This window comes from Alicycliphilus sp. T452 (genome assembly GCF_054512775.1).
Window position 1 is genome coordinate 14,887 of sequence record NZ_JBTNEH010000025.1, and the last position, 17,268, is coordinate 32,154.

The following is a 17,268-nucleotide window of genomic DNA, read 5'->3' on the forward strand; positions in this document are numbered from 1 at the left end:
GTCACTGGGGTTTCACGGCGGACAGGCGGCGTATCAGCTGCCGGACCAGGTCGTTGCGCATGTCGCGAAACAGCATGGCCTCTTCGCCTTCCTTGGACAAGGCCAGCGTTTCGTTGTAGCTGATGTCGCGCTGCTGCAGCAGTTCGGTGTCGGCGATCCATTCCTGGCCCTGCTGGCCGCGCAGGCGGAAATGTATGCGCAGGCGCAGCTGCAGCTCGCGCACCTGGCCGGCGGAGCTCAGGCCCACGGCCACGCGCTCCTGCCGCTCGGAGAGCAGGTCCAGCACGGCCTCGGCCTGGGGCATCTGGGCGGGGTCGGTGAGCACGGTGAGCTCGCCGCCCCCGCCCTGCAGGGTGCGGACGAGGTCGCGCGCGAGCGCCGAGCCCCCGGGGGCCTGCACGTACAGCGTGCGGAAGGCGAACTCCGGCGCGCCGCGCAGGCGGAAGCCGCAGGCGCCGAGCAGGCCGGCCGCGGGGGCGGCGGCCAGGCCGGCGAGCAGTGTGCGCCTGAGCATCACAGCACCACGTTGACGAGGCGCCCGGGCACGATGACGATCTTCTTGGGCGCCCGGCCTTCGGCGAACTTGTGCAGGTCGGGGCTGGCCAGCGCCGCCTGCTCGATGGCGGCCTTGTCGGCCGTGGCGGCGACGCGGATGGCGCCGCGCAGCTTGCCGTTGACCTGCAGCATGAGTTCGAGCTCGTCCTGCACCAGGGCCTGCGGGTCCGCCTGGGGCCAGGCGGCGTCCAGCAGGTCGCCCAGCGTGCCGGCATAGCCCAGGCCCTGCCACAGCGCGTGGGTGATGTGGGGCGTGGCCGGGTAGAGCACGCGCAGCAGGATGCCGAAGCCCTCGATCAGCGCGACCTGGGCGCCGGCGCCGTCCATGGCCTTGAAGTCCTCCAGCGCGTTGATCATCTTCATGGCGCCCGAGACCACGGTGTTGTACTGCATGCGCTGGTAGTCGTAGTCCACCTGCTTGAGCACGGTGTGGATCTCCAGGCGCAGGGCGCGGGCCTCCTTGCCGAATTCCACGTCTTTCAGGCTTGTAGCGCCCGCCACGCTTGCCAGTGCAGCTTCTTTATCGATAGCAGACAGCTTGACGCCGAAGTTCCACACGCGGCGCAGGAAGCGGTAGCTGCCCTCGACGGCGGCGTCGTTCCATTCGAGCGTGAGCTCGGGCGGCGCGGTGAACATGGTGTACAGGCGCGCGGTGTCGGCGCCGTACTTCTCGATCAGGTGCTGCGGGTCCACGCCGTTGTTCTTGGACTTGGACATGGTGCCCACGCCCTCGTAGTCGATGGGCGTGCCCGCGCTCAAGAGGCCGTCGCCGCTCTCGGCGGGGTTCCTGAGCCGCGCGCCGACGATCTTGCCGGACTCGTCCAGCACATGCTCCACGTCGTGCGGCCAGAAGTAGTCCTTGGCGCCCTTGGCCGTGCGGCGGCTGTAGATGTGGTTGAGCACCATGCCCTGCGTGAGCAGGCGGGTGAAGGGCTCGTCGACCTTGACCAGACCCAGGTCGCGCATGACCTTGGTCCAGAAGCGCGCGTACAGCAGGTGCAGGATGGCGTGCTCGATGCCGCCGATGTACTGGTCCATGGGCATCCAGTAGTCGGCGCCCCCGGCGACCATCTTCTCGCCGTTCCTGGCGTCGCAATAGCGCATGAAGTACCAGGAGCTGTCCACGAAGGTGTCCATGGTGTCGGTCTCGCGCCGCGCGCTCTTGCCGCAGCAGGGGCAGGTGACGCCGGCGTGGAAGGCCTCGCTCTTGACCAGCGGGTTGCCCGAGCCGTCGGGCACCAGGTCCTGCGGCAGCACCACTGGCAGGTCCTTCTCGGGCACGGGCCGGGGGCCGCAGTCCTCGCAGTGGATGATGGGGATGGGCGTGCCCCAGTAGCGCTGGCGGCTGATGCCCCAGTCGCGCAGGCGCCAGGTGGTCTTGAGCTCGCCCAGGCCCTCGGCGGCCAGCGCATGGGCCACGGCGGCCACGGCGTCCTGGTGGCCCAGGCCGCTGAAGTTGTCGGAGTTGATGGTGACGCCGCGCTCCTTGTCGGCGTACCAGTCCTGCCAGCGCTGGTCGTCGAAGCACTCGCCATCGACCAGGATGACCTGCGTGATCGGCAGGTCGTACTTGAGGGCGAAGGCGAAGTCGCGCTCGTCGTGCGCGGGCACGCCCATCACGGCGCCGTCGCCGTAGCTCATGAGCACGTAGTTGCCGACCCAGACCTCGATCTGCTCGCCCGTCAGGGGGTGGGTGACGAACAGGCCCGTGGGCATGCCCTCCTTTTCCTTCAGGGCCAGCTCGGCCTCGGTGGTGCCGCCCTTCTTGCATTCCTCGATGAAGGCGGCAAGCCGCGGGTTGCCGGCCGCCGCGTGCTGGGCCAGCGGGTGCTCGGGCGCCACGGCGCAGAAGGTAACGCCCATGATGGTGTCGGCGCGCGTGGTGAACACGTAGAGCCTGCCGTCCTGGATCGGCTGGCCGTCCGCGCCCCGGATGTCGTGCGTGAACGCGAAGCGCACGCCGCTGGACTTGCCGATCCAGTTCTCCTGCATCAGCCGCACCTTGTCGGGCCAGCCGTTCAGGGTCGCCTTCTCGTTGCCGATCTGCACGTGGTCGAGCAGCTCCTGCGCGTAGTCGGTGATCTTGAGGTAGTAGCCCGGGATCTCGCGCTTTTCCACCGGCGCGCCGGTGCGCCAGCCCTTGCCGTCGATGACCTGCTCGTTGGCCAGCACCGTCTGGTCCACCGGGTCCCAGTTCACGACCTGGGTCTTGCGGTAGGCGATGCCCTTTTCCAGCATCTTGAGGAACAGCCACTGGTTCCACTTGTAGTAATCGGGGTCGCAGGTGGCCACCTCGCGGCTCCAGTCGATGGCCAGGCCCATGGCCTGCATCTGCTGCTTCATGTAGGCGATGTTCTCGTAGGTCCACCGCGCCGGGGGCACGCCGTTCTTGAGCGCGGCGTTCTCGGCCGGCAGGCCGAAGGCGTCCCAGCCCATGGGCATGAGCACGTTGTAGCCCTTCATGCGCAGGCTGCGCGTGAGCATGTCGTTGATGGTGTAGTTGCGCACGTGGCCCATGTGCAGCTTGCCGCTGGGGTAGGGCAGCATGGAGCAGGCGTAGAACTTCGGCCGGGCCGCGTCCTCGGCCACGCGGTAGGCGTCGCTGGCGTTCCAGTGGGCATGCGCTGCGCGCTCCACCTCGGTGTGGTTGTATTTGTCTTGCATGGAAGCTGGAGAAAAAGGGACTGCGGGGAACTGCGCTGCGGCGCAGCGGTCACACTAAGCATCAGTTGCGCCCAATTCTAGGCGTTCATCCCCCATTCCACCCCGCACCGCCCGCCCGCAAGGGCCGGCGTGCCGTTCCATTGCAAGGAGTTTTTCTTGACCGAGACCACCCTCGCGCTGCTGGGTTCGTTCAGCCCCCGGATGCAGGCGGCCATCGGCCTGGCGGGCCTGCTGCTGCTGTCCTACGCCGCCCAGGCCGTGGCGCAGTACCTTCTGCTGCACATGGTGCCGCGCATGCGCGAACGCATGGACGTGCGCTGGGCGCGCGTGGTCTGGCACGACCAGGTGCTGCGCCGGCTGGCGCGCGTGGTGCCGTCGCTGGTCATACAGGCGGGCATCGGCGCCGTGCCGCACCTCGACCCGGCGGCCTTCGCGGTGATCCGCAACCTGGCCGTGGCGCTCACCGTGCTGCAGCTGGTGCGCACGCTCAACGCCCTGCTCGACGCCGTCCTGCTGGAGCAGGCGCCGGGCGGCGCGCCCACGGGCACGCGCTCCATCAAGAGCTACGTGCAGCTGGGCAAGCTGGCGCTGACCCTGGTGGGGGCCATCGTCATCGTGGCGGTGCTCATCGACCGCTCGCCGCTGATCCTGCTGTCGGGCCTGGGCGCGATGTCGGCGGTGCTGATGCTGGTGTTCAAGGACACCATCCTCTCGTTCACCGCGGGCGTGCAGCTCTCGTCCAACGACATGCTGCGCGTGGGCGACTGGATAGAGATGCCCCAGGTGGGCGCCGACGGCGACGTGGTGGACATCGCCCTGCACACGGTGAAGGTGCAGAACTGGGACAAGACCATCACCACCATCCCCACCTGGCGGCTGATGAGCGAGAGCTACCGCAACTGGCGCGGCATGAGCGAGTCCGGGGGGCGGCGCATCAAGCGCACGCTGCGGCTCGACACCGCCACCGTGCGGTTCCTGAGCGACGAGGACATCGACCGCCTGTCGCGCATCACCCTGCTGGCGCCCTACCTGGCGCACAAGCGCGAGGCCGTGCACGCCACCAACGCCGCCCTGGGCGAGGACGCCGCCGCCCCCGCCAACCGGCGGCGGCTGACCAACCTCGGCACCTTCCGCGCCTACGTGCAGGCCTACCTGCGGGCCCACCCGGGCATCCACCAGGGCATGACGCTGATGGTGCGCGCCCTGGAGCCCACGGCCGAGGGCGTGCCGCTGGAGCTGTACTGCTTCACCGCCACCACGGCCTGGGTGCAGTACGAAGCCATCCAGGGCGACATCTTCGACCACCTGATCGCCGTGCTGCCCGAGTTCGACCTGCGCCTGTACCAGAGCCCGACGGGCGGCGACATCCGGGCGGGCCTGCGGCAGGCCGCGGCGCAATGAAAACCCGGCATGCCCTGTGTACCAGGGCATGGCGGCGGTGGCGCAATCTGGGACACATGCGTCGCGATTCGTGACAGTCGGCGGCGCACAGGCCCCGGTCCGGGGCTTGGCACGGAGTTTGTATGTCTTCCGGCAGTCGGTTTTCCTGCCTGCACCGACCTTCAACCCAACCGGAGACCACCATGGACATGTTCGAGCTCAAGCACTTCAACCTCGATGCCCGCTACCCCTACAAGCAAAAGTACGACAACTTCATCGGCGGCACATGGGTGGCCCCGCTGGCCGGACGCTATTTCGACAATGTCTCCCCCATCACCGGCAAGCCGTTCTGCACGGTGGCACGGTCGGACGCCAACGACGTGAACCTGGCCCTGGACGCCGCCCACGCCGCGCAGGCCGCATGGGCCAGGACCTCGGTGACCGAGCGCTCCAACATCCTGCTCAAGATCGCCGACCGCATGGAGCAGAACCTGGAGCTGCTGGCGATCGCCGAGACCATCGACAACGGCAAGCCCCTGCGCGAAACCATGGCCGCCGACATTCCGCTGGCCATCGACCACTTCCGCTACTTCGCGGGCTGCATCCGCGCGCAGGAGGGCGGCATCTCCGAGATCGACGCCAACACCGTCGCCTACCACTTCCACGAGCCCATCGGCGTGGTCGGTCAGATCATCCCGTGGAACTTCCCCATCCTCATGGCCTCGTGGAAGCTGCCCCCGGCGCTGGCCGCGGGCTGCTGCGTGGTGATGAAGCCCGCCGAGCAGACCCCAGCCTCCATCATGGTGCTCATGGAGCTGATCGCCGACCTGCTGCCCCCGGGCGTGGTGAACATCGTCAACGGCTTCGGCAAGGAGGCCGGCGAGGCGCTGGCCACGAGCAGGCGCATCTCGAAGATCGCCTTCACCGGCTCCACCGCCGTGGGCCAGCGCATCCTGCACGCCGCGGCCGACAACCTGGTCCCCTCCACCGTGGAGCTCGGCGGCAAGAGCCCCAACATCTTCTTCGCCGACGTGCTGGACGCCGACGACGAGTTCCTGGACAAGGCGCTCGAAGGCTTCTCCATGTTCGCGCTGAACCAGGGCGAGGTCTGCACCTGCCCCTCGCGCATCCTGGTGCAGGAGTCGATCTACGAGCGCTTCATGGAGCGCGCCGTGGCGCGCGTGCAGTCTATGAAGCAGGGACACCCGCTGGACAAGAGCACCATGGTGGGCGCGCAGGTGTCGCAGCAGCAGCTCGAACGCATCCTGGGCTACATCGACATCGGCCGCCAGGAAGGCGCCCGGTGCCTGACCGGCGGCGAGCGCCTGCGCGCGGGCGGCGAGATCGACGACGGCTTCTTCATCAAGCCCACGCTGCTGTACGGCCAGAACGGCATGCGCGTGTTCCAGGAGGAAATCTTCGGCCCCGTGGCCTCGGTGACGACCTTCAAGGACGCGGCGGACGCCGTGCGCATCGCCAACGACACCGACTACGGCCTGGGCGCCGGCGTGTGGACGCGCAACGGCATGCAGGCCTACCACATGGGCCGCGCCATCCAGGCGGGCCGCGTGTGGACCAACTGCTACCACCTGTACCCCGCGCACGCCGCCTTCGGCGGCTACAAGAAGTCGGGCATCGGCCGCGAGAACCACAAGCAGGCCCTGTCCAACTACCAGCAGACCAAGAACCTGCTCGTCAGCTACAGCCCGAAGGCGCTCGGCTTCTTCTGACCCCCCGTCACCCCGCGCGCCGATGATGCAACGCCTGCGCGCAGGCGTTCTCCATGGCGGCCGCCACCATGAGAAGGAGTGGAGCATGCATTCGAACCAGCTCTGCACGGCCGCCGGCCGGCCGCTGCGCGCCGCGCTCTGCGGCCTGCTGTGCGCCCAGGGCGCGGCGGCGCAGGAGGCCGCGGCCCCTGCCCTGCCCGAAGTCACGGTGCGCAGCGTCCTGTCGCCCACAACCGTGGAGAAGGCCCCCGCCGCCGTCACCGTGGTGGACGGGCAGCAGCTGCGCGAACGCCAATGGCAGGTGAACCTGTCGGAGTCGCTGGGCAGCGTGCCCGGCATGCTGATACAGAACCGCCAGAACTACGCGCAGGACCTGCAGCTGTCGATCCGCGGCCATGGGGCCCGATCGACCTTCGGCGTGCGCGGCATACAGGTGTACATGGACGGCATCCCGGCCACCATGCCCGACGGCCAGGGCCAGGCCAACCACATCGACCTGTCGTCGCTGGAGCGCCTGGAAGTCCTGCGCGGCCCCTACTCCACGCTGTACGGCAACGCCTCGGGCGGCGTGATACAGGCCTACACCGAGCGCGGCGAGGGCCCGCCGCAGCTGCACAGCAGCTTCGCCATGGGCAGCAACGGCCAGAAACGCCTGGGCCTGAAGGCCACGGGCGAGAGCGGCGGCGTAGGCTACACCGTCAGCGCCAGCCGCTACCTGACCGACGGCTACCGGCGCCAGAGCACGGCCGACAAGAACCTGCTCAACGCCCGGCTGGACACCAGCAGCGGCGAATACAGCCACTGGACGGTGGTGGCCAACCACGTGGACATGGACGCCCAGGACGCGGGCGGCGTCACGCCCGCGCAATGGGCCGCCGACCACCGCGCAGTCGCCCAGGGGGCGCTGGACTTCAACACGCGCAAAAGCCAGCGCCAGACCCAGGCCGGGCTGATCCACGAGCACCAGATCGGCGGCGCCGACCGCCTGCGCCTGATGGTCTACGCCGGCCAGCGCCACATCACCCAATACCAGTCCATGCCGGTGGCCGCGCAGAAGCCCGCCACCAGCGCCGGCGGCGTGATCGACCTGGAGCGCGGATACGGCGGCCTGGATGCGCGCTGGACGCGCCGGCAGGGCGCGGTCAACTGGGTGCTGGGGCTGGCGGCCAACGCGGTGGAGGAAGACCGCAAGGGCTACGAGAATTTCCAGGGCAGCCAGCTGGGCGTCCAGGGCAGCCTGCGCCGCGACGAGCGCAACCGCCTGAGCAACATCGACCCCTACGCCCAGGCCAGCTGGGCCTTCGCGCCCGCCTGGAGCCTGGACGCCGGCGTGCGCTGGAGCAACGTGCGCTTCGACTCGCGCGACCGGTACGTCACCCCCGGCAATGGCGACGACAGCGGCAAGACCGGCCACCACCGGCTGCTGCCCATGGTGTCGCTGCAGCACCAGCTCGATGACAGCACCCAGGCCTATGCGTCTGCGGCGGGCGGCTTCGAGACGCCCACCTTCAACGAAATCTCCTATCGCCCGGGCGGCCTGGCGGGCCTGAACTTCCAGCTGCGCCCCGCCGCCTCGACCAGCGCCGAAGTGGGCGTGCGCCAGCGCTGGCAGGGCCGGGACTGGCGCGGCACCTGGACGGCGGCGCTGTTCCAGACGCTCACCGACGACGAGATCGTGGTCGCCACCAGCACGGGCGGCCGCACCACGTACCAGAACGCCAACCGGACGCGGCGCCGCGGCCTGGAGCTCGCCAGCAGCACCTGGTTGGGCCCCCGGTGGCGGCTGGAGGCCGCCCTGACCCTGCTGGACGCGCGCCTGCGCGACGGCTTCTGCGACGCCCAGGGCGGCTGCGTCGCCGCCGGCCGGCGCATCGCGGGCACGGCCAGGCACCAGGCCTTCGCGGGCCTGTACTGGAGCCCCGACAACCACTGGAACGTGGGCCTGGACTGGCGCCAGGTGGGCCGCATCGCCGCCAACGACGGCAACAGCGTGTACTCCCCCGGCTACGGCGTGGCCAGCCTGAGCGGCGAGCATGTGCGGCGCCTGGGCGCCTGGACGCTCAAGGCCTTTGCGCGGGTGGACAACCTGGCGGACAGGCAATACGTCGGCTCGGTCATCGTCAACGAGAGCAATGGCCGCTTCTACGAGGCCGCGCCCGGCCGCCAGTGGATGGCGGGGGTCAGTGCTGCCTACCAGTTCTGAGCTTCAATGTTTTTGGATTTGATTGGGCTCCAGGGCTTGCCTGGCAAGCGCTTGCAGCTATCTTTTTTGGTTTGGATTGTGGGGTTTCATGTGGCTGGCCGGGATGTGCGCCCGGCGGCGCACTCACTTTCTTTTGCTTCGCCAAAAGAAAGTAAGCAAAGAAAAGGCGGCCCTGCTGTCCGTGACCCTTCGCTTCGCTACGGGCAACCTGCGGTGCTCGCGCATGGGGTGTGCCGCATAACTCACTGCGCGCTGCGCGCTCCGTTCGGACAAATGCGGCAAGTCAGTTCACGAAGCATGGGCGCTGCGACGCCCATGCCCACCCCATGCGCTGCGCTCCTCGGCACGGCCAGAAGGGAACCCGCGATACGGGCCATCGCTACGCTCGGCCCCGCCTTCGCGGCGCGTAGCGCCCGCGCGTTCCAGGCCGAGCGCAGCGATGGCCCGTGTGGCTGTCCACCCCCTTCTGTATGCGCCTGCGGCGCGACGGCTGCGGGGTGGCATGCGCGTCGGAGCGCGCATGCTTCGTTGTCTAGCTCGCCGTGGTTGTCCGAACGGAGCTGCGCAGCAGCGCAGTGAGTTCCACGGCGCACCCCGCAGCCGTTGCGCCGCAGGTTGCCCCGCAGCGCAGCGGAGGGGTCGCAGACAGTAGGGCGCGTTTCTTTGCCTACTTTCTTGCCGCGCGGCAAGAAAGTAGGTCGCCCGCCGGGGCGAGTCCCGGCCAGCGACATAGAAAACCCACAACCCAAACCAAAAAAGATAGCTGCAAGCGCTTACCAGACAAGCCAAGGAGCCAAATTCAGCCCAAAACCCTTGACGCGTTCCAAACCTACTTGGGCCGCCCCAATGCCCGCTGTTCATAGCCCGGATACCACTGCGCCAGGCTGCGCCGCAGCTCGGCGGGCTGGGCGCCCCAGTGGGCGAAGCGCGCGGGCACGGGCTGCTGCATCAGCTCGCCCAGGTCCATGCCGCGCTCGGCGCCGTCCTGCATGAGTTGCCGCAGCCACAGCAGCCAGTCGCGCGTCTGCTCTATGCCCAGCAGGCCCGCGTGCACCGGCCCGTGGCTGGGCACGACCGTCTGGAACAGTCCCTGCGCCTGCCACTGCGCCAGGGTGTCGAGGCTGGCCAGCCAGGCCGCCATGTCGGCATGCGGCGTGGTGGGCACGCGCCGGGCGAACACCAGGCCCCCGGCGAACAGCACGCCGGTGTGGTGGTCGAGCAGCACCAGGTCGTCCGGCGTGTGCCCGTGCAGGCGGCGCAGCTCCAGGCGGTGCCGGCCCAGGCGCAAGGTCTGCGGCTGCAGCGCCTGGCGCGCCGGGCTGGCACGGGTGGCGCGCATCCAGTCACCGCACAGGCGGTACAGGTTGTCCTCGTAGGCCGCGCCCTCGGCGCGCATGCCGGCGATGCTGCCCGCCAGGGCCTGCGTGGGCACGTCGTCCCAGGCCTGGTTGCCCAGGAAATAGTCGGGGTGCAGGTTCAGGTTCAGCACCTGGCGCACCGGCTCGTCCGTGACGCGCGCAATGGCGCGGCGCTGCTGCTCGCCGTACAGGCGCGAGGGGCCTGTGTTGATGACGACCACGCCCTCGCCCGTGGCGATGAAGGCGGTGTTGATGATGTTGCAGCCATTGGCGCGCGAGAAGTCCTCCACCGCGCCCTCCAGCACCCAGGTGTCGGGCGCTATCCGGCGCGGCTGCAGGCCGTAGTCGAGCCGGCGCGCATCCACACGCGGGGGCGCGGGTTCCCCGGTTTGCGCCGCCGCGCCGGCGGCGCAGGCCAGCAGCAGCGCGGCCACGCGCAGGCGCCTCATGCCCGCACCTCGGCATCGATGCGGTTGCCGTTGTTGTCGCGCCCGAGCAGGCGGAACGCCTGCGGCCCCGCGGCGGGCAGCTCCAGCGTGAGGATCGGGTTCTCCGACACCGGCTCATGCAGCTCCAGGCGCCACCAGGGCTGGCCCCGGGCATCGGCCAGTTCCAGGTGCTCCAGGTAAAACGCCGGAATGCCGGCCACCAGGCCGGTATCCATGGGATGCATGACGCGCACGCGCAGGCGGCGGCTGCCTTCCATGGCGTTGGGGAAGATGCGCGCCTGCACCTGGTTCAGGGTGTTCCTCCAGGAGCCGTCGGCGCGGCTGGCGCCGGGCACCGTGCAGCCCCCGCCCGCTGCCTGGACCATCACGCCGCCGGCATGCCACTGCCCGTCATGGGTCTGCGCCAGGGCGCGCACCGGCGAGGCCTGCTCCATGCGCATGCGGAAGGCCAGCACCGGCAGGGCGCGCAAGGGCTCGAAGCCGAGCACCTCGCGTATCGGGTTGCGGTCGGCCAGCACCAGGATGCGCCGGATGCCGCCGCCGGTGCCGGCCAGCGCGCGCCCATCGATCTGCACCGGCACGTTCAGGGCATCGTCGGCGAAGGCCGGGGTGCGTACCCGCATGGCATCGGTGAAGCGCACCGGCGCGCCGTCCAGGTATTGCCGGCGCAGCGTGGGCCACTGCGGCGAGCCCAGGGGATCGTCCTGCGCGGCATGCAGGGGCCCGAGGCCGCACAGGGCGCCGGCGAGCAGCATTTGTCGTCTTTGCAGCATGGGGTAAATGGGGCGGTGGCGGACAGGCCCACCGCAAGCAAGACCGATACCAGCGCCCGCCCCGCGCCCGGCGCGGGCGATTGTTCCAACGCGCAGCAACGCCTGCCGCGCGGAATGTCCCGCCCTGCCACACCAGCGTGCTCCCCAAGGGGCCGGGCAACTGGCATGGATGTTGCACCGGCCGTTGCGTCATCGCCGCGGCGGCCTGCCGCCCTCTTCCCACCTTTGCTTCATCGGGTTCTGCCATGCGCTTCGTCTTCACTCTCGGTACCCTGATCGCCGCCCTGGCGGGCGCTGCCGCCCAGGCGGCCTCCACCGACCTGGCGGCGGCCATGGAACTGGCCAAGGCCAACGGCTGCTACAGCTGCCATGCGGCCGCGGAAAAAATCGTCGGCCCGGCATTCGCCTCGGTGGCCGAGAAATACGCCGGCGACAAGGACGCCGCCGCCTCGCTGGCGCAGTCCATACAGATGGGCTCCAAGGGCAAATGGGGCCGCGCCGCCATGCCCGCCCACCCCAGCCTGAGCGCGCAGGAGCTCAAGCTCCTGGCCGGCTGGGTGCTGGCCACCAGGCCATGAACCCGGCACCGCCGCAGCACCCCTGCACGCTGCTGGGCGCGGCACGCATGGCGCTGGCGCCGGTGGACGACACGCGGGGCATGCGGCTCAAGGCCCATGCCGCCTGCAGGCTGGGCTATCACCGCGACGCGCGCAGGCTGTGGGAGTCCATGGCCCGCGCCGGCGATGCCGACGCGCTCTACCAGCTGGGGCAGATGGCCGAGCAGGGCCTGGGCGAGCCGCCGGACGGCCGCCGCGCCCGGGCGCTGTACCAGCGCGCCGCGCAGGCGGGCCATGCCGCTGCCGCGGCCAGGCTGGCCTGACGTCAGCCGCCCCAGATGTCGGCGCCGATGGCCGCGTACCAGGCGGCCCCATGGCGCGCCTCGGCCGCGCGGAACGCGGCGTCGGCGTCCAGGGGGCTGATGCCCACGGTGTGCGGCACGTCCACCAGGCGCCCTTCCTGCGCGCGGTAGACGCCGGCCACCGAGATGCCGTAGCCCGGGCCCACCAGGCTGTAGCAGGTATTGGCGTAGCTTGCCGCGGGCGGGGGACGGCCCTGCAGCTCGGCGGCCAGGGCGGCGGCGACCATCTTGCCCTGGTTGTTCGCGGCAAAGCCGGACTTGGGCATGGGGCCGGCAAGGCTCGCATCGCCCAGCACGTGGATGCCCGGCACCTGCCGGGACTCGAAGTTCTCGCCCCTGACCGGCGCCCAGCCGCTGTCGTCGACGACGCCGGCGCGCGCGGCGATGAAGCCGGCCTTCTGCGGCGGTATCACGTTCAGCACCTGGCCCCTGTGGCGCGCGCCGAAGACGGTCTCCACCTCCAGCGCGGCGGCATCGACGCGCACCACCTGGCCGTCGCCGGCCAGGCTGACCCATTCGATCATGCCGCCGTACAAGGCCTTCCAGCCCTGCAGGAACAGGGCCTTCTTGGAGAAGTTGTTCTTGGCGTCGAGCAGCAGGATCTTGCTGCGCGGCTTGTGCCGCTTGAAGTAGTGCGCCACCAGGGACGCGCGCTCGTACGGCCCCGGCGGGCAGCGGAACGGGTTGTCGGGAATCACCATGACGAAGGTGCCGCCGTCGGCCATGGCCTGCATCTGCCGGCGCAGCAGCCGGGTCTGGGCGCCGGCCTTCCAGGCATGCGGGGCGCGCCCGGCGGCGGCCTCGCCGTAGCCCTCCAGGGCATTCCAGCGCATGTCCACGCCGGGCGACAGCACCAGGCGGTCCCACTGCAGGCGGCTGCCGTCGGCCAGCTGCAGGCTGCGCCGCGCGGCGTTCACGTCGACGGCCTGCGCATGCACCACCCGCACGCCCACCGCGCGCAGGCCGTCGTAGCCGTGGCGCAGGCTGTCCCAGCCGCGCAGGCCGGCCAGGTAGTGGTTGGAAAACGGGCAGGTGTAGAAGCTGCGCGCCGGCTCCACCAGCGTGACGCGCAGCTGCGGCGCGTACCGGCGCAGGTAGCGCGCCGCCGTGGCGCCGCCGAAGCCGCCGCCGACCACCACCACGTGCGCGCCGCCGCCCTGCCCGCGCACCAGGGCCGGCATGGAAAGGGCCGCGCCCAGCCATTGGCGGCGCGATATGGGCATCATGGCTGCTCCTGGCCGGCGAACCACCGGGCCAGGGCCTGCAGCTGGGCATCGTCGTAGCCTTGCAGCAGCAGGGGCATGATGGTGGCCCGGGCCGTGGCGCCGGTCTTCATGGCCTTGAGGGCCTGCATGCGCTGCCACAGCACGCCGGCCGGCCGGCCGCGCAGGCTGGGGATGGAGCCGCCCGTCCCGGGCGCCTGCCCCTGTGGGCCATGGCAGGTGACGCAGTTGCCCGCGAGCACGGCGACGTCCTGCGCGCTGGGGGCGCCCCCCCCGGCCGGGCGGGCGGCCAGGGGCAGCAGCATGGCCATGCCGATCAGCAGGAGCTTCATGGCAGGCCGGCCAGCCATGCGGATCGCGCCATTCCATTTCTCGATCAATCGAGTACGCGAAGGCGAAGCGCAGACAGTACAACCCGTACGGCAAGCGAAGCCGACAAAGTAATCGGTTGATTTAGAAATGGAATCAGTCGAGCCAGCCACGGCGCAGGCCCTCCTCGATCAGGGAATGCACCTGGGGCGCGATGCCCCGGGCGCCGAACAGGGCCTCCAGCTCGCTGACGATGTCGTCCAGCGTATGCCTGCCATCGCAGCGGCGCAGGATCTCGGCGGCGCTGTCGTTGAGCTGCACCATGCCCTGCGGGTACAGCAGGACCCAGCCCGGCTGCGCGGCCTCGTACCGCATGCGCAGGCGCCGCGACAGGCGGGGCAGCGCGGGGACATCGATGGAAGGGTTCATGGGCTTCTCAAGGGCGTGCGGCATGCTCCACGGGCTGCGCGGAAGGCTGCGCCGGCGCGGCCTCGACGAAGCTGCGCAGCGCCCAGGCCAGCTCGGGGGCGATGACGCCGTCCCACGGCGGCATGTGCACGATGCCGAACTTCTGCTTGCCCCAGCGCAGCGACTGGATGAAGAACGCATCGGCGTCGCCCTGGCAGCGCTGGCGCAGCGCCGCGTCCTCGATGCGCAGGCAGACCTTGCCCATGCGCCGCAGGTCGGGCGCCGGGGAGCGCGAGCCGTTGGCGTCGGTGCCGTGGCAGTGCGCGCAGCTCTGGTTGAAGGCGCTTTGCCCGATGGCGATGGCCTGGGCATTGCCGCGCAGGGGGTTGGGCTCCGCCCAGGTGCGCGCCTGCGCGGGCAGGGCCGAGGTGTCCACCTGGGGTGCGGTGCGCTCGATGGCGTGGGCACCGGTGCCGGCGGCCGCCAGCGCCAGGCCGGCGCACAGGCGCAGGAGGGTGCGGTGCGTGGCGCGGTGCATGTCACCTCCAGTCCGGGCTGCAGCCCTTGCAGCCGTCCAGGGCCGATTCGTTGAACGTGGTGTAGAGGGTGAAGTTGCCCTCGAAGACGGCGTCCTTCAGGTTGGTGGCGACGAACTTCGCCTCCTGCAGGTCGTTGGCGATGAAGCGCGTGCCGACGAACCAGGCATGGTTCAGGCGCGCCATCTCCAGGCTGGCGCCGTTGAACTCGGCGCCGGAGAAGTCCGCGCGCATCAGGCGCGCGGCCTCCAGGTCGGTGCCGGTCAGGCGGGCGTTCCTGAAGTCGGCGTTGGACGCCGTGGCCTTGGAGAGCCTGGCGCCCGTGAGGTTGGCGCCCTGCAGGTTGGCCACGGCGAGGTTGGCGCCGCGCAGGTCGGCGCGCGTGAGGTCGGCGCCGCGCAGGTCGGCGCCCGAGAGGTTTTTGCCCACCAGCCTGGCGTGGCGCAGGTCGGCGCCGGGGCAGCGCGTGTAGGGCCAGATGGGGCAGCCGTTGATGACCAGCGGTTCGGCGGGCGCGTCGCCCGCGGGCTGGGCCCAGGCGGCGCCGGCGCACAGCGCCAGTACCAGGGCCGGCAGGGTACGGGGGGAAAGAGGCATGGGGACTCCCATCCGGGAAGACATCCGGGAAAGGGCCCGCGCCGCGGGGCGGCGCGGGCCGGGGCTGCGTCAGCGGTTGGCCACCTGTTGCTGCCTGGGCAGCTTGAACACCCACATGGAGCCGCCCTGCGAGACCTGCTTGGTCAGCTCGGCCATGTCGCCGCCCCACAGCGGCACGGCGCCGCCGTAGCCGGACTGGATGGCGACGTACTGCTCGCCGTCCATCTCCCAGGTGACGGGCACGGAGACGATGCCGGAGCCGGTCTGGAACTTCCACAGCTCCTTGCCGTTCTTCTGGTCGAAGATTTTCAGGAAGCCGTCGGACGTGCCCGTCACCAGCAGGCCGCCGCCCGTGGTCAGCGTGCCCGCCCACAGCGGGAACTGCTCCTTGTGCTCCCACTCGATCCTGCCCGTCTGCGGGTTGATGGCGCGCAGCGTGCCCACGTGGTCGTCGTGCAGCTTCTTGATGCGGAAGCCCTGGCCCAGGTAGGCCGCGCCCGCCTTGTAGGTGATGTGCTCGGACCAGTAGTCCATGGCCCAGTGGTTGGCGGGGATGTAGAACAGGCCGGTGTCGGGGCTGTAGCTCATGGGCATCCAGTTCGTGCCGCCGAGGAACGGGGGCGAGACGAAGATGCTGTCGCCCTTTTCCTCGCCCTCCTTGGGCTCGGGCGGGCGGTTGTTGTTCTCGATCGGCAGGCCGGTCTTGAGGTCGAAGCCCTTGGCCCAGGTGATTCCGTCGACGAAAGGCCAGGCGTTGATGATGGCGTTCTGCTTCCAGGGGTGGCCGCCGTCGGCCCGGGCGAGCTTCTCGCGGTTGGTGACGAAGAAGAAGCCGTTGCGGTCGGCGTGCGCCGAGGCCTTGACGGTCTTGCCCGTCTTCGCGTCCTTGTAGTCGAACAGCAGCACCGAGTTGTTGCCCGAGAAGTCCCAGGCGTCGTTGGGCGTGTGCGAGAAGAAGCCCTTGAGGTCGCCCGTCGAGGGATCGACGTAGGCCTGGCCCGAGGTGTACAGGCTGGGCCAGTTGCGCGGGTCGTCGCCCTTGGCGGTGCGCTTCCAGGTGTTCCACGGCGCGGGGTTGCCGGTGCCCACGACGATGGTGTTGGTCTCCACGTCGAAGCTCGCGGTCTGCCACGGCGCGCCGCCGCCCTGGCTCCAGGCCTCGGCCTTGCCCGTGGGGCTGTTCGGGTCGTTGGGCCAGGTGGGCGCCTTGGGGTCGCCCGTGGGGGTGCTGGGCTGGCCGTTCAGGCGCCCCACGTGGCCTTCGACCATGGGGCGTGCCCACACTTCCTTGCCGGTGTCGGGGTCGCGCGCGTAGAGCCAGCCGACCACGCCGAATTCGTCGCCCGAGGAGCCATGCACCAGCAGCACCTTGCCGGTCTTCCGGTCCTTCACGATGAAGGGCGCGCCGGTCATGGTGTAGCCCACCTTGTGGTCGCCGAACTTCTCGTTCCACACCACCTTGCCGGTGGCGCGGTCCAGCGCCACGACGCGCGCGTCCAGCGTGCCGAAGAAGACCTTGTCGCCATAGATGGCGGGGCCGCGGTTGACCACGTCGCAGCAGGGGCGGATGTCCTCGGGCAGGCGGTGCTCGTAGGTCCACAGGCGCTTGCCGCTGCGCGCATCGAGCGCCACGAAGCGCGAGTACGAGGCGGTGACGTAGATCACGCCGTCGTGCACCAGCGCCTGCGCCTCCTGGCCGCGCTGCTTCTCGCCGCCGAAGGAGTAGCTCCACACCGGCACGAGGCCCGCGACGTTCTTCGCGTTCAGGGTTTTCAGGGGGCTGTAGCGCTGCGCCGTCAGGCCCAGGCCGTAGGTCAGCACGTCGCCGGTGCTCTTGTGGTCGTTGGCGATGTCTTCCCAGGTGACGGGCTTGACGCTGGCGGCCTGGGCGGTCAGCGCCAGGGTGGCGGCCAAGGCCAAGCCGATGCGGCTCGGGCGCGGGCTGCGGGCGGGCGTGGTGGACATGCTGGTGTGCTCCTTGTGTTGTGGTGGATGAATCACGCAGGAGCCAATGCAAAGGGCATGCCAACGGGTGGCCTCTGCCGGGGGCAGGCAGTTCGCCGGGCGCGGCGTTCAAATGTGGAGCGAACGATGGGCCGGCACTGTTCCTTTCAGGAGCAGCCGGGCGGACAGCCGGGGCCGGCCATCAAAAGAAATAGCTGCT

Annotated in this window: 15 protein-coding genes; 5 read left to right on the forward strand and 10 right to left on the reverse strand. The window is 70.0% G+C overall.

Annotated features, from left to right (window positions below; all coding sequences use genetic code 11):
* Position 1 precedes the first annotated feature (1 nt).
* A complete protein-coding gene (locus ACX12L_RS18725) occupies positions 2–514 on the reverse strand; it encodes an LPS-assembly lipoprotein LptE (protein ID WP_459263950.1) in 513 nt (170 codons plus the stop codon).
* Positions 514–3,219 carry a leucine--tRNA ligase gene (leuS, locus tag ACX12L_RS18730; protein ID WP_459263951.1) on the reverse strand — a complete coding sequence of 902 codons (2,706 nt, stop codon included), beginning with the start codon at positions 3,217–3,219 and terminating at the stop codon, positions 514–516. Before leuS ends, ACX12L_RS18725 begins: the two co-directional genes overlap by 1 nt.
* 201 nt (positions 3,220–3,420) lie before the next feature.
* Between leuS and ACX12L_RS18735 the strand changes: the two genes are divergently transcribed.
* The 3 genes from ACX12L_RS18735 (at position 3,421) to ACX12L_RS18745 (ending at position 8,532) form a co-directional block, all read left to right on the forward strand.
* On the forward strand, positions 3,421–4,620 hold the full coding sequence (locus ACX12L_RS18735; RefSeq protein ID WP_459263993.1) for a mechanosensitive ion channel family protein: 1,200 nt from the start codon (positions 3,421–3,423) through the stop codon (positions 4,618–4,620).
* 182 nt (positions 4,621–4,802) lie between these two features.
* On the forward strand, positions 4,803–6,329 hold the full coding sequence (exaC, locus tag ACX12L_RS18740) for an acetaldehyde dehydrogenase ExaC (RefSeq protein WP_459263952.1): 1,527 nt from the start codon (positions 4,803–4,805) through the stop codon (positions 6,327–6,329).
* A gap of 85 nt (positions 6,330–6,414) precedes the next feature.
* On the forward strand, positions 6,415–8,532 hold the full coding sequence (locus ACX12L_RS18745) for a TonB-dependent receptor family protein (protein WP_459263953.1): 2,118 nt from the start codon (positions 6,415–6,417) through the stop codon (positions 8,530–8,532).
* Positions 8,533–9,361: 829 nt separating this feature from the next.
* Here ACX12L_RS18745 and ACX12L_RS18750 read toward each other — a convergent pair.
* On the reverse strand, positions 9,362–10,339 hold the full coding sequence (locus ACX12L_RS18750; protein ID WP_459263954.1) for a quinoprotein relay system zinc metallohydrolase 1: 978 nt from the start codon (positions 10,337–10,339) through the stop codon (positions 9,362–9,364).
* Positions 10,336–11,094 carry a quinoprotein dehydrogenase-associated SoxYZ-like carrier gene (locus ACX12L_RS18755; protein ID WP_459263955.1) on the reverse strand — a complete coding sequence of 253 codons (759 nt, stop codon included), beginning with the start codon at positions 11,092–11,094 and terminating at the stop codon, positions 10,336–10,338. The genes ACX12L_RS18750 and ACX12L_RS18755 overlap by 4 nt, the downstream gene beginning before the upstream one ends.
* Positions 11,095–11,357: 263 nt before the next feature.
* On the opposite strand from ACX12L_RS18755, the gene ACX12L_RS18760 reads away from it, so the two are divergent.
* Positions 11,358–11,690: a c-type cytochrome gene (locus ACX12L_RS18760; protein WP_459263956.1), complete on the forward strand. Its 333-nt coding sequence runs from the start codon at positions 11,358–11,360 to the stop codon at positions 11,688–11,690.
* Positions 11,687–11,992 carry a hypothetical protein gene (locus tag ACX12L_RS18765; protein ID WP_459263957.1) on the forward strand — a complete coding sequence of 102 codons (306 nt, stop codon included), beginning with the start codon at positions 11,687–11,689 and terminating at the stop codon, positions 11,990–11,992. Before ACX12L_RS18760 ends, ACX12L_RS18765 begins: the two co-directional genes overlap by 4 nt.
* Positions 11,993–11,994: 2 nt before the next feature.
* Here the strand turns inward: ACX12L_RS18765 and ACX12L_RS18770 are convergent, their stop codons facing one another.
* From ACX12L_RS18770 to ACX12L_RS18795, 6 genes are all read right to left on the reverse strand, one after another.
* A complete protein-coding gene (locus ACX12L_RS18770; RefSeq protein ID WP_459263994.1) occupies positions 11,995–13,254 on the reverse strand; it encodes an FCSD flavin-binding domain-containing protein in 1,260 nt (419 codons plus the stop codon).
* A complete protein-coding gene (locus tag ACX12L_RS18775; protein WP_459263958.1) occupies positions 13,254–13,586 on the reverse strand; it encodes a c-type cytochrome in 333 nt (110 codons plus the stop codon). Before ACX12L_RS18775 ends, ACX12L_RS18770 begins: the two co-directional genes overlap by 1 nt.
* Before the next feature lie 133 nt (positions 13,587–13,719).
* The gene (pqqD, locus tag ACX12L_RS18780; RefSeq protein WP_459263959.1) at positions 13,720–13,992 is read right to left on the reverse strand and encodes a pyrroloquinoline quinone biosynthesis peptide chaperone PqqD; all 273 of its coding nucleotides are present in this window, start codon (positions 13,990–13,992) and stop codon (positions 13,720–13,722) included.
* Positions 13,993–13,999: 7 nt separating this feature from the next.
* The gene (locus ACX12L_RS18785; protein ID WP_459263960.1) at positions 14,000–14,509 is read right to left on the reverse strand and encodes a c-type cytochrome; all 510 of its coding nucleotides are present in this window, start codon (positions 14,507–14,509) and stop codon (positions 14,000–14,002) included.
* Between the two features lies 1 nt (position 14,510).
* On the reverse strand, positions 14,511–15,104 hold the full coding sequence (locus ACX12L_RS18790; protein WP_459263961.1) for a pentapeptide repeat-containing protein: 594 nt from the start codon (positions 15,102–15,104) through the stop codon (positions 14,511–14,513).
* Positions 15,105–15,173: 69 nt separating this feature from the next.
* A complete protein-coding gene (locus ACX12L_RS18795) occupies positions 15,174–17,069 on the reverse strand; it encodes a methanol/ethanol family PQQ-dependent dehydrogenase (RefSeq protein ID WP_459263962.1) in 1,896 nt (631 codons plus the stop codon).
* Positions 17,070–17,268 lie beyond the last annotated feature (199 nt).